Here is a 12,890-nt window from a genome sequence, read left to right as displayed (position 1 = left end):
TCACTTTTGGGTACATTTTATCATTAAAGAGAATCATTATCAATATTAATTTCTAAAAAAGAAGCTCCTTGAAAATAAGGAACTTCTCTACTACCTGTTTTAAAGGAGTGAAAAACTTGCTGTGCACTCTTATTATATCTCATAACAAACATCTTAACAGTTTCAAAAATTGGAAATATCCTTATCTCCTCTTCCTTCCATTATTGTATAATAAAAGAGATTGACTTAAAGGAGGTAAACGATGACGCAAAACATTTCACAAGGCGAGAGGATTCATTCTATTGATATTATTAGGGGAATTGCTGTATTCGGTATTTTTCTCGTTAACTGGCCCGTTATTGCTGGTGTTGATTCTCGTGACATTACAGGAAGTTATGAAGGAATAGACAGCTATATCCGCCTATTTTATGACATGTTTATTCAAACAAAATTTTATACTATTTTTTCATTTTTGTTTGGATTAGGCTTTTTCATTTTTATGCAGCGTGCTGAAGCGAAAACAGATCATCCAAAAACATTATTCATTCGTCGACTTCTCATTTTATTATTATTCGGCTTCTTGCATTACGCCCTTTTATGGGATGGTGATATTTTACATAGCTATGCAATTGCGGGGTTTTTCTTATTATTATTTTACAAAAGACAACCACATACCATTTTAGTATGTTCATTGATTCTATTAAGTCTTTTCCAACTGTTTATGTTATTAGTTAGCATCATGATCGCTTTTGTACCAATAGAAGAACTAGCTTCTTCTCTACCCATTATGCCATTAGAAAATTGGAGCATACAAGTACAAGATCGCTTGCATGCCTTTTATTCTGAATCCATTGGGTTAAACATTTCGATGCTTCCAGAAACAGTTGGTTTATTCTTACTCGGCTTATACGCTGGTAAAAAAGACATTTTCCGCCGAGCAAAAGAATTAGATTCCAAACTAAAAAAGTGGCAAATCATTATGTTTATCCTAACACTTCCAATGTGGTTCTTTATGATTCGTTACTTTGTAACAAAACAGCCGTATGAACCAATCTACATGAGTGGTTTTACAATGTTTAGTGGAAAAACTTTATTTATCTTTTACATTTTCACACTTATGCGTTTATTACAAAAGGAACAATGGCAAAAATTATTACAGCCCTTTCAATATGTAGGACGAATGGCACTAACAAACTACATTTCACACACAGTAATTACATTGATTGTGTTCGGTCTATTTTTCAAAAATTATTTACCGGTTCCATTATGGATAGGCCCGCTATTTTGTATTAGTTTTTATACACTACAAATCTTTATTAGCCGCTGGTGGCTCTCTCATTATCAGTATGGCCCACTTGAATACATTTGGCGCCTTGGTACATATGGAAAATTGATGCCAATCAAAAAGAAAAGGAAGGTCTCATGACGAGACCTTCCTTTTCCTTACGCTTGCCTTACAGCACTTTGTACTGGAACTTGCTCTTCTTTTTCTTTCACTTTACGCTCTGGAACCATATTAAATACAATATTTAAAAGTACAGCTGACGCACTTCCAAGCACGATTCCGTTATCTGTTAAAATACGGATACTTTCTGGAAGCTGAGAAAATAACGTTGGAACGACTGTTACGCCAAGTCCAATACCAACGGAGCATGCTACAATTAGTAAATTTTCTTGTTTTGCAAAGTCTACACTGCTTAACATCTTAATACCATATGCCATAACCATACCAAACATCGCTAGCATAGCACCACCAAGCACCGGTTTTGGAATAATCGTTGTGATAGCGGCAATTTTCGGAATAAAACCAAGTACGATTAACATACCACCGCAAGTATAAATGATAACGCGATTTCGTACACCTGTTAATTGAACAAGACCGACGTTTTGAGAATACGTCGTATACGGAAAGGCATTAAAAATACCACCTAAAATCATCGCTAACCCTTCAGCACGGTAACCTTTTGTTAGCTCTTTTTCACCAATCTTTTTATTACAAATATCCGATAAAGCAAAATACACACCAGTTGCTTCTACAATCCCAACGCAAGCAACAAGAATCATCGTAATTATCGGTGTTAATTCAAATGTTGGTGTACCGAAGTAAAACGGCTGAATTCCATGAAACCAATCTGCTTCTCCAACCGCTTGTAAACTTACTTTCCCCATAAATGCTGCCACAATCGTACCAAATAAGAGACCGAGTAAAATAGAAATAGAACGGATAAAACCATCAAAGAAACGATACATAATGATAATAAATAGTAATACACCGAATGCTAATGCTAAGTTCTCAATACTACCAAAATCTTTACTACCTACGCCCCCAGCCATATCATTAATCGCTGCCGGAACTAATGTAACCCCAATAACTGTAACAACAGAACCCGTTACAACAGGCGGGAATAGTTTCACGAGCTTCCCAAATAGTTTTGCAAAAATAACAACGAACAATCCGGCTGCAATAATTGCTCCATATATGGAAGAAACACCGTACTGTTTACCGATTGCGATCATCGGTCCAACTGCTGTAAATGTACAACCGAGTACAACAGGAAGGCCAATTCCAAAAAAGCGATTCGATAAAGCTTGTAAAATCGTTGCGACACCACACATTAATAAATCGATAGATACTAAGTATGTTAATTCTCGTTGATTTAAGCCAAGTCCCCCGCCAACGATAAGCGGAACAATGATTGCTCCTGCATACATCGCAAGCATATGCTGCATGCCAAGGGATGCGATTTTAAATGGGTGCTGCTTCATGGCTATTTCACCTCCGCAGTCTCATGCTCAACAAATGTAACCGTACCGTTATCAAGTGATGCAATTTCTGCAAGTGATTCTACACGAACACCGCTCTCACGTAGCTTCTTTCCTCCATCTTGAAATGCTTTTTCAATGACAATACCAATTCCTGCAATACTTGCTCCAGCTTGCTCTACTAAACTCATTAAGCCTAAAGCAGCCTGACCATTTGCTAAAAAGTCATCAATGATTAAGACACGATCATTTTCATGGATATGATTTCTAGATAATGAAATTTCATTCGTTTCTTGTTTTGTAAATGAGTATACTTTCGCCACATACATATTATCTTGTAACGTTAACGATTTACGCTTTCTTGCAAAGATTACTTTTACACCAAGCTCTAAAGCTGCCATAACTGCTGGCGCAATTCCTGAAGATTCAATCGTAACGATTTTTGTAATGTTCTCTTCTTTAAAACGCTGTGCAAACTCTTTTCCGATTTCTTGCATAAGTACTGGATCAATTTGATGATTTAAAAATGCATCTACCTTTAATACATCACCAGATAAAACCGTTCCTTCATTTAAAATCTTTTCTTGTAATACTTTCATGTTTGTTCCTCCTCTTATGCAATAAAAAACTCCAAAAGCCGCCACCACTCGTTACAAGTGAGAGACGCGCTTTTGGAGCTTCGCAAAAAAGAATGCTAAACCAGCAATATATTCGTCCTCACTCATAGTCAAAGCATTTACGGTACTTCGGTAGAAACTTGCAGGCCATATCCCCGCGATTATATGAGTGTAGCTAACCTATTTATTTTATAGATGGATTATAACGCACTTTTTTTATTTTGAAAAGCATTTCTAATAAAAAACACGTACAAATTTTATAAAAATATCTTTTTCGTTCGAGTTTTGAAAACTCTTACATTTTATATTCTCCTGCTAAAGAGTCGTTAAAATGACTGGTCCATCCTTTGTGATTGCTATCGTATGTTCGTATTGTGCTGACAGCTTTCCATCCATTGTTCTTGCAGTCCATCCGTTCACATCTACTTTTGAATATCGCATCCCTACATTTACAATGGGCTCAATCGTTATAACCATTCCTTCTTGTAGTTCCGGTCCTTGACCTGGCTTTCCAAAATGAAAAATTGCAGGTTCCTCATGAATTTCCTTCCCAATTCCATGCCCTGTAAAATCCCTTGCCACAGAAAATCCTTCTGAGGTTACGTAGCTTTCAATCGCATATCCAATATCTCCTACACGATTTCCAACTATCGCTTGCTCAATCCCTTTATATAAAGTATTTTCTGTTACTAGTAGTAACTTTTCTGCCTCATTAGAAATATCTCCTACTTTATAAGTCCACGCAGAATCAGCAAGCGCACCATTTAAGTTCACTACCATATCAATCGTAACAATATCTCCTGCATGTAACGGTTGATTAGTTGGAAAACCATGACACATTTCATCGTTCACAGACGCACATATTGCATATGGATAATCGTTATATCCTTTTTGCTTAGGCGATGCACCATATTTTTCTAAATACATTTCAACAAATGTATCAATTTCTAGTGTAGTAATACCCGCCTTTATCATCTTTGCAATTTCTCGATGACACGAAGCTAGCAACTTCCCAGATTCACGCATCAAATCTATTTCTTTTTTCGTTTTTATCGTTATCATTAAATCTCTCCTCCTTTATCCCTCTATCCACGGGCTTTACACTCCCCTCGATATAAGTTATCCAAATTCAATCATACACATCTTCCCAGGAATTTCAAAAGAGTTATCATTTCACATTTTCTTCACAAATTCACATACCAAAACTTGTAAGAAGTCGTGACTTTTCAAGTTCTCATTATAGACATAGTTTTTATTGTATTAATGAACACTTTTTGAAAGCATATTCGAACGCAGTTAAATTATCTAAATTTTTTGTATTATAAAAATGTAAGATTTCATTTATCCAAGGAGGGTTATTATGGGCGAACATAAATTACATCAGCCAGAAAACGAAAGTAATGAAAAAAACTCGTTAAAAGGAACTTTAATCTCTGTTTTTTTTGTTGGTTTTTTCATTATTTTCATGTGGTTTAGCGTCTATCAGATTTTTGTTAATCGGCTATAATATATAGTTTTGAAAAGGGAGATGGGGATATGCACTTACATAAATACGAAAAAATTTGGCTCATTTTCGGTGTCGGCTCACTGTTCGTATTTTTAGCTATTTTAGGAATTAGCGCTTTTTATATGGGAAACAAACCGCCAAGTTGTTTAACTATAATTGACCCAGAAAAGGTTCAGGCAACCGCACCATTTGATCAACCTGGCGTTAAACAAGTTGGAAAAAATCATTATCAGGTGACGATTGTCTCACAAGCTTTCTCTTTCACACCAAATACAATTAAAGTACCAAAGGGGGCAAAAGTTGATTTTGTCGTTGCGACAAAAGATGTTGTACATGGATTTGAAATCGCAGGTACAAACGTTAATATGATGGTTGAACCAGGATATGTAAGCACAGCTTCACAGGTTTTCCAAAAAGCTGGAGAATATCTAATTGTCTGTAATGAATATTGTGGTACTGGCCATCATATGATGAGCGCGAAAGTTGAGGTGTCCGAAAAATGATTGCACTGCAAGATAAAATAAGTAAACGAGATGCAAAATTAGCAATAGCTCATATTCACATCGCATTTATTGCTCTATTTTTAGGTGGATTATGCGGATTACTACAAGTCCTCGTTCGTTCAGGGAAATTCAATTTACCAGCTGGCATTGGCTACTATCAAGTGTTAACAACACATGGTGTTTTACTCGGACTTGTATTAACGACGTTCTTTATTATTGGTTTTTTATTTGCTTGCATGAGTAAAACAACTGGCACCCTCTCAAAAGGTGTGCGAAAAACAGGCTGGATTGGTTTTTGGCTTATGACAATTGGAACGACAATTACTGCAATTTTCATCCTACTTAATAAAGCAACTGTACTCTATACGTTCTATGCTCCATTAAAAGCGCATCCTGGATTTTACATTGGACTTACCCTTGTTATTGTTGGAAGTTGGTTCAGCGGATTTGCAATGTTTGCTCAATATCGTACATGGAAAAAACATAACAAAGGAAAAATAGGTCCGTTGCTGAGCTTTATGGCTGTTGTAACAATGGCACTGTGGCTTGTTGCAACACTTGGCGTTGCAGCTGCAGCACTTATTCAATTTATCCCGTGGAGCTTAGGCTTTGTTGATAAAATCGATGTCCTTGTCAGTCGAACATTGTTTTGGTACTTCGGCCATCCACTCGTTTATTTTTGGCTCCTTCCTGCCTATATGGCTTGGTATGTCATTATACCGAAAATTATTGGCGGTAAAATTTTCAGTGACTCACTAGCCCGTTTATCATTCATCTTATTTTTACTATTTTCTATGCCTGTAGGATTTCATCACCAATTAACAGAACCAGGCATTGATCCTGAATGGAAATACTTGCAAGTTGTCTTAACATTTCTGGTTGTTATTCCTTCTTTAATGACTGCCTTCTCCTTATTTGCAACCTTTGAACAATTTGGACGATCAAAGGGAGCTACTGGACTATTTGGGTGGCTTCGCATGCTTCCATGGGGAAATGCTAGATTTTTCGCCCCATTTGTCGGTATGCTTATGTTCATACCAGCTGGTGCTGGCGGACTTGTTAATGCAAGCAACCAACTAAATCAAGTTGTTCATAATACCGTATGGGTAACGGGACATTTTCATTTAACATTGGCTACCTCTGTTGTATTAACATTTTTCGGAATCGCCTACTGGTTAATTCCACATCTAACAGGACGCGTTATGACAAAAGAAATGAATCGACTAGCTATGATTCAAACTTGCGTATGGGCGATAGGCATGTTCTTCATGTCTACTGGTATGCACTTTGCTGGATTACTCGGAGCACCTCGTCGCTCAGCTTTTTCTACCTACGGAAATTCACAACAAGCACTCGAATGGATTCCATACCAAATTGCTCAAGCAGTCGGAGGATCCATTTTATTCGTTGGCATTGTAATTGCGATCATCATTTATGTAGATCTAGTCTTCTTCGCACCAAAAGGACAAACTGAGTTCCCAATCGGCAAAGTAGCCGATGCATCTGAACGTACACCGATGGTTTTCGATAATTGGAAACTCTGGATTGGTATTACAGCTTTGCTTATTTTATTCGCTTATACTATTCCGTTTATTGATATGATTCAAAATGCTCCGCCTGGTTCAAAAGGATTTAAGTTATGGTAACTGAAAAGCAGAGGGAGATCTCCTCTGCTTTATTTCAAATATCACTTATTCATCATGCACCTGTAGGCATAAATCGAATACATCATTTTTAAAAATTCAAAGTGACTTCCATTTGTCTCCTGAATAAAAGTTCCCACCGATTCAAACCCTGCCTTCTTATAAACTTTAATCGCTCTTTCATTAAATATTGCCACTGATAACGTTATATACTTCGGCTGATACTTCTTTTCACAAAAAGCTAGACCTGCCTTTATAAATGCTAATCCTAAGCGATTTCCAGTCAGTTTTGGTTTCATTCCAAGCCCAATATCCACTGTATGAATATCTACTTTAGTAAAACTAAAAAATCCAATAAGCTGATTATTCTCACTAACAGCAAAAGTCGTTTCTGCGCGTATTGTAGGATCTAAAAACTCCACTAAATCTTCTTTATCCGCTTCCATATCATAAAAAGAGTACTGACCCTCATAATGCCAATTATATGCAATTTCTTCTGCTTGCTCTTGTGTCATCACTTCAAAAGCATAATTCACCCTTACTCCTCCTTATCTAAGGCACATATACGGTAAACTTTCATTCATAAAAAGGAGCTGCATATATGCAGCTCCTTTGCTGTTTACAATTCATAAATCTCTTTATATTTCGCCTCTAAATAATCAGCTAAATAATTTGCATTTAATCCTTCACCTGTTACATCTTTTAAAATTTCTAACGGTTTTTTCGTTTTGCCATATTGGTGAATATTTTTTGTCAACCATTCACGAATTGGCGTCACATTCCCGTCTTCTAGCAATACATCGAAGTTAGGAATTTCTTCTAACATCTTATGTTTAAATTGCGCTGCATACATATAACCAAGTGCATACGATGGGAAATATCCAAACGATCCATCTGACCAATGTACATCTTGCAGCACACCTTGTGCATCCGTTTCTGGGCGGATACCTAAATAACTTTCCATCTTATCATTCCACGCTGCTGGCAAGTCTTTTACTTCTAATGTTCCATCAAATAATTCTTTTTCTAATTCATAACGAACCATAACGTGAAGTGGATATGTAAGTTCATCTGCCTCAATACGTATAAAGGAAGGCTTTGATTCATTAATTGCATCATAGAACTCGTCTACAGATACATTTTCGAATTGCCCATCACTAAATTGTTTTAATAGCCCATAATTTTTCTTCCAGAACGATTTATTACGTCCAATAAAGTTTTCAAAGAATAGTGATTGCGATTCATGAATCCCCATTGATGTACCACTGCAAAGTGGCGTTCCTTCTAATTCTTGTGAGATATTTTGTTCATATACAGCATGACCACATTCGTGAATTGTACCGAATACTGCCATACGGAAATCCTTTTCGTCATAACGAGTCGTGATACGAACATCCCCTCTATTCAATGTAATTTCGAAGGGGTGTATTGTTTCGTCTAGACGCCCGGCCTCGAAGTTATAATTTAATTGTTTTAATAACTCTAAAGTAAAATTCTTTTGCTGTTCTTTTGAAAAATGTTCAAATAAGGCATTTGTTTTTAAGCCTTTATTGGACTCTGAAATTTCTTTTACAAGCGGAACAATACGCTCACGTAGTTGTCCAAACACATGGTCTAATACTTCTACTGTAATACCCGGTTCATACAGATCTAAAAGCGTATTATACTTATACGTTTCATAACCCCAATATGTAATAAATTTCTTCTTATATTCAACAATTTTTTCTAAGTATGGCCTAAACATTTCAAAATCAGATTTTTCACGTGCTTCTCCCCAAACACTTTCTGATTTTGCTTGTAATTTAACAAACTCTTCATACTCGGCCTGTGGAATTTTTTTATTTCGATCATACTCTTTGCGGCACTCTTCTACAATTTTCTTCGTTGTTTCAGAAATTTTATTATCTACAATTAACTGTTCTAATTCTTTTAAATATCTTCCCATCTCATCAGAAGTTGATAATGAAAATACCTCTGATGAAAGCATTCCTATTACTTCAGAGCGTTGATCCACACCTTGTTTTGGTGCTCCAGTGCGTAAATCCCAAAATATTAGGCTTAATGCTTCCCCATAATTATTTATCTTTTTCACGTGTGCTAAAAACTCTTTTTCTACTTCATGTGTAGCGATTGTCATATTTTATTGCCTCCTTTTTCTACCTCACCTATATTTCGACATAAAGATATAAAGTCCTTTTCCATATAAAGTGAAACTTTAATCATTGGGGGGTTCTTCATCCCCCACTGATTATTAGCTCTCACCAATCGGGCTTTTACGGGCAGTTGATCCCTTACCTATCTTCCTCGTTTCTCTCCGAATCTTGAGATGGGGATCTTACTGCCCGTTAATGCGGGATAAAAAGAAAAAGCTTAGCAAACGCTAAGCTTTTACAATCCCTTACCTTCTACTGGAAGTACTTTCTTTACAGCCTCAATAACCTTTTCATTTTCATTCTCTGATAAGAATAACGAAATAGCACCTTTATCTTCACTCGTACGAATTAAACGTCCAATTCCTTGACGAAGACGTAAAATCATATATGGTACATCTACATCCCAAAACGGGTCATTTACGTGCTTACGTTTCGCTTCAAACACAGGATCATTTGGAGGGAATGGAAGTGACCAAATGATTACATGTGATAATGAAGAACCTGGTATATCCAAACCTTCCCATAAATGAACAGCACAAAGTACAGTCTCTTCTTCATTTTGGAAACGTGAAACAAGCTGGCTAATCTCTTGATCTCCTTCATATAAAAACGGAACGGACATCTGCTCTTTATTCACGTATTCTTTAAATGCTGCAAGCTCTTGTGTAGTACGGAATAATACAAGCGTACGCCCATTTGTTTTTTGAATGTTCTCAAGCGTATACTGGCATTTTCGTTCCCATTCATTTTCCTGGTTATACGATGGTAAATACACTTTCATTTGCTCTTCATAATCAAATGGAGAAGCTACTGAGAATGATAAATAATCTTTTACACCTAAACTATTTGCTGTAAAGGCAAATGAATCATTTTCAGATAGTGTAGCAGAAGAGAAAATATACGGGATTTTTTTCGAGAATACTTTCTCCTGTAGTACTTCTTCTACTGCACGCGGCATAATCACTAACGTGAATGCACCATCTCCTTCTTCTCCCCATGTAATTACATTTTTTTCATGCATGAAAAGACGAAGTGAATGCTCTAGTACATCTAAATGCTCGTCAACGATATTTAAATCGTATGTGTTTACTGTATACATTTCACTTTCAAATACTAATGCATCACCAACTTCTGCAATTTTCGCATACAGTCGTTTCGCCTCAGCAGTTACTTTTTCTGTCACAGTTATTTCTAGACGATCTGAACCAGCAATTTCTTTTTTATTCTCTTGCAAGACATCAAAGAATCGCTCTGTTTGCCAAATTGTTTCTTCAACTAAATGAGCAAACTCTTCACGAATATCATTTTGTAATAATCTTGTTAATAATTGTTCCATCATCGTTTGCTTTAAACGATACGTTAGTGCTTTTTGCGCTGCATACTCAACAAGATGCCCTTCATCAAAGACAACACAACTGCTTTCTGGTAAAAGTGGCATTTGTCCTTCACGCTTACGAGCATCATATGTCCAAATATGATCCATATAAAAGTCTTGAGAGCAAATAATTAAATCTGCTGCTTTACGGTAATGTTCACGAGAAAGTGTTTGACCACAACGATGACGAGAATCACATGTGAAACAGTCTTGGAAATAATCCCAAGATACCTTTGACCATTCCTCATCATTTAACAATGGAAACTCTTTTCGATCACCATAATGCGTAAAGTTTTGCATCGTTCCATGATCAAATACAAACTGAGGCAATTCATAATATACATCTTCAATGACTTCTGGAGCTCGTCCACTCATCACATCTTCTAGTTTACGTAAACATAAATAATTATCCATCGATTTTGCTAGACGTACATCAACAGATAATCCTAATGCTTCCGATAATTTCGCAATGTCCCCTTCTTCTTTCACAAGCTGTTCGATTAATGTTTCATCTGCACAAGCAATAATAGCTGGTTTCCCTGTATAACGTGCATAGCAAATTGCATATAAAAGATACACGATCGTTTTACCCGTTCCTACGCCTGCCTCTGCGAACATTACTTTCTTCTCTTGAAACGCGCGTTCTAATTGGAATGCCATAAAAATTTGCTCATCACGTTCTTCAAAGCCTTTTTCCGGGAGGATATCGTAAAATACATCTCCAATCCACTCATTCAACTTATCATAAAAATTATCTTGTTTCCCTACTTCAAATGGTAATCTCTTCTCAGTAAACATCCTCAGCCTCCAACCAAAAAGTTTTTCTATAAAAAGATATAGCAACTGCTATTTCTAAATAGCAGTTGCTTTCCCCTGTTGTAATACATAGAAATGCGTGAAAAAAGTTTTCCTTTATGCAAAGGAAAACTTTTTTTACTCTATTAATGACTTTAAATAACGCTTATCAATTAACGTTTCATACGATAATGCAGATAAATACTCTTCTTGTGCCTTTTGAATTTCATCTGCTGCTGCACCTTGAAGATCGATTTCTCTTCCTAGCTCATCATACGTACGATGAATGGCCTTTTGAATCATTGACAATTGAAAACCATCCATATTGATTCCTCCTTTTGCACATTACATAATAGCCAGTATATGCGCAGGAAAGAGGTTTTATACTATGAATTGCGAGGTGGACGCTTCCCAAAGTACTGATAATAATCCGTACGAATAAAGCCGTTAAATAGTTTACGCTTTTTCGATGCTTCTTTTCCGTAACATTTTTCAAATGCTTCATAGCTTGTTAATAAATAAAGAGACCATGTATCTAATGGACGGAATACTTCGCCCATTTCTTTATATAATTTTTCAACAAGCGCTTTTTCACTTAAACGTTCTCCGTATGGAGGATTCGTTACAACATAACCATATTCCTCTTTTGTTGTAAAATCTTTTACTTGCATTTGTTTAAATGAAATTAAATCCCCTAGTCCAACTTCATCCGCATTATCTTGCGCAACTCTTATCATGCGGTGATCAATATCTGATCCGATAATTTGTAGTGGCTGATCATAATTTGCTAAATCTTCTACTTCCTGACGAGCTTCACGCCAATTTTCTTTACCAATCCAGCCCCATTCATCAGATGCAAACTCACGGTTAAAACCAGGAGCAATATTCTGCCCAATTAGTGCCGCTTCAATTGGAATTGTTCCCGAACCACAAAACGGATCAACAAACGGACGATCTGGCTTCCAATTTGTAAGTTTAATTAACGATGCAGCTAGTGTTTCTTTCAAAGGTGCTTCCCCTTGATCCACACGGTATCCACGTTTATGAAGCCCAACGCCACTCGCATCAATTGTTAATGTTGCAATATCCTTTAACATTGCAATCTCAATGCGGAATAAAGGACCGTTTTCTTCAAACCAAGTTGTACGCTTATACGTTGATTTTAATTTTTCAACAACAGCCTTTTTTACAATACGTTGACAATCTGGCACACTAAATAATGTTGATTTTATTGATTTTCCGATAACAGGAAACTCACCATTTTCAGGAATATAGTCTCCCCAATTTAGCGCCTTTGTCTTTTCAAATAACTCATCAAATGTCGTTGCCTTAAATTCACCAACTTTAATTTTTACACGATCCGCAGTACGTAACCATAAATTCGTACGACAAATTGCCTTTGCATCCGCTTCAAACGTTACTTTTCCGTTTTCTACTTGGCACTCATAACCAAGATCGCGAACTTCTCTTGCAACTAAAGCTTCGATTCCCATTGCTGCTGTTGCAATTAAAGTAACTTTTCCCATTTGCATTCACCTCTTATGTATAATCAAAC

The 12,890-nt window shown here is 36.5% G+C and carries 12 protein-coding genes and 1 riboswitch; of the genes, 4 read left to right on the top strand and 8 right to left on the bottom strand.

What is annotated here, in order from left to right; all coding sequences use genetic code 11:
* Positions 1 to 241: 241 nt before the first annotated feature.
* A complete protein-coding gene (locus KFD70_RS01860) occupies positions 242 to 1,405 on the top strand; it encodes a DUF418 domain-containing protein (RefSeq protein WP_336451817.1) in 1,164 nt (387 codons plus the stop codon).
* Between the two features lie 17 nt (positions 1,406 to 1,422).
* On the opposite strand, the gene pbuX is transcribed toward KFD70_RS01860, so the two are convergent.
* The 3 genes from pbuX to KFD70_RS01845 all read right to left on the bottom strand — a co-directional run bounded on the left by pbuX (position 1,423) and on the right by KFD70_RS01845 (position 4,421).
* Positions 1,423 to 2,745, bottom strand: a complete 1,323-nt coding sequence (gene pbuX, locus KFD70_RS01855; protein ID WP_336451816.1) for a xanthine permease PbuX — start codon at positions 2,743 to 2,745, stop codon at positions 1,423 to 1,425.
* Between the two features lie 2 nt (positions 2,746 to 2,747).
* A complete protein-coding gene (locus KFD70_RS01850) occupies positions 2,748 to 3,341 on the bottom strand; it encodes a xanthine phosphoribosyltransferase (protein ID WP_336451815.1) in 594 nt (197 codons plus the stop codon).
* 105 nt (positions 3,342 to 3,446) lie between these two features.
* Positions 3,447 to 3,548, bottom strand: a riboswitch (purine riboswitch).
* Between the two features lie 126 nt (positions 3,549 to 3,674).
* On the bottom strand, positions 3,675 to 4,421 hold the full coding sequence (locus tag KFD70_RS01845; protein WP_336451814.1) for a type I methionyl aminopeptidase: 747 nt from the start codon (positions 4,419 to 4,421) through the stop codon (positions 3,675 to 3,677).
* Positions 4,422 to 4,719: 298 nt separating this feature from the next.
* Between KFD70_RS01845 and KFD70_RS01840 the strand changes: the two genes are divergently transcribed.
* From KFD70_RS01840 to KFD70_RS01830, 3 genes are read left to right on the top strand one after another with little or no spacing between them, the layout of a single operon-like run.
* Positions 4,720 to 4,866 (top strand): cytochrome c oxidase subunit 2A, encoded by a 147-nt coding sequence (locus KFD70_RS01840; RefSeq protein WP_336451813.1) that lies wholly within the window; start codon positions 4,720 to 4,722, stop codon positions 4,864 to 4,866.
* A gap of 29 nt (positions 4,867 to 4,895) precedes the next feature.
* Entirely contained in the window at positions 4,896 to 5,369 is a 474-nt protein-coding gene (locus KFD70_RS01835) for a cytochrome c oxidase subunit II (RefSeq protein WP_336451812.1), read from the top strand.
* Positions 5,366 to 7,015 (top strand): b(o/a)3-type cytochrome-c oxidase subunit 1, encoded by a 1,650-nt coding sequence (locus KFD70_RS01830; protein WP_336451811.1) that lies wholly within the window; start codon positions 5,366 to 5,368, stop codon positions 7,013 to 7,015. Before KFD70_RS01835 ends, KFD70_RS01830 begins: the two co-directional genes overlap by 4 nt.
* Positions 7,016 to 7,056: 41 nt before the next feature.
* Here the strand turns inward: KFD70_RS01830 and KFD70_RS01825 are convergent, their stop codons facing one another.
* The 5 genes from KFD70_RS01825 to KFD70_RS01805 all read right to left on the bottom strand — a co-directional run bounded on the left by KFD70_RS01825 (position 7,057) and on the right by KFD70_RS01805 (position 12,861).
* A complete protein-coding gene (locus tag KFD70_RS01825) occupies positions 7,057 to 7,548 on the bottom strand; it encodes a GNAT family N-acetyltransferase (protein WP_336451810.1) in 492 nt (163 codons plus the stop codon).
* An 83-nt stretch (positions 7,549 to 7,631) separates the two neighbouring features.
* The gene (locus tag KFD70_RS01820; protein ID WP_336451809.1) at positions 7,632 to 9,149 is read right to left on the bottom strand and encodes a carboxypeptidase M32; all 1,518 of its coding nucleotides are present in this window, start codon (positions 9,147 to 9,149) and stop codon (positions 7,632 to 7,634) included.
* Between the two features lie 251 nt (positions 9,150 to 9,400).
* Positions 9,401 to 11,338, bottom strand: a complete 1,938-nt coding sequence (locus KFD70_RS01815) for an ATP-dependent DNA helicase (RefSeq protein ID WP_336451808.1) — start codon at positions 11,336 to 11,338, stop codon at positions 9,401 to 9,403.
* Between the two features lie 135 nt (positions 11,339 to 11,473).
* Positions 11,474 to 11,659, bottom strand: coding sequence for a DUF3921 domain-containing protein (locus KFD70_RS01810; RefSeq protein ID WP_336451807.1), 186 nt, complete (start codon positions 11,657 to 11,659; stop codon positions 11,474 to 11,476).
* Positions 11,660 to 11,721: 62 nt separating this feature from the next.
* Positions 11,722 to 12,861 carry a THUMP domain-containing class I SAM-dependent RNA methyltransferase gene (locus KFD70_RS01805; protein WP_336451806.1) on the bottom strand — a complete coding sequence of 380 codons (1,140 nt, stop codon included), beginning with the start codon at positions 12,859 to 12,861 and terminating at the stop codon, positions 11,722 to 11,724.
* Positions 12,862 to 12,890 lie beyond the last annotated feature (29 nt).

The organism is Bacillus pfraonensis, from assembly GCF_050768835.1.
GTDB classification, from domain to species: Bacteria; Bacillota; Bacilli; order Bacillales; family Bacillaceae_G; genus Bacillus_A; species Bacillus_A pfraonensis.
This window is presented reverse-complemented; position numbering and strand designations above follow the sequence as displayed.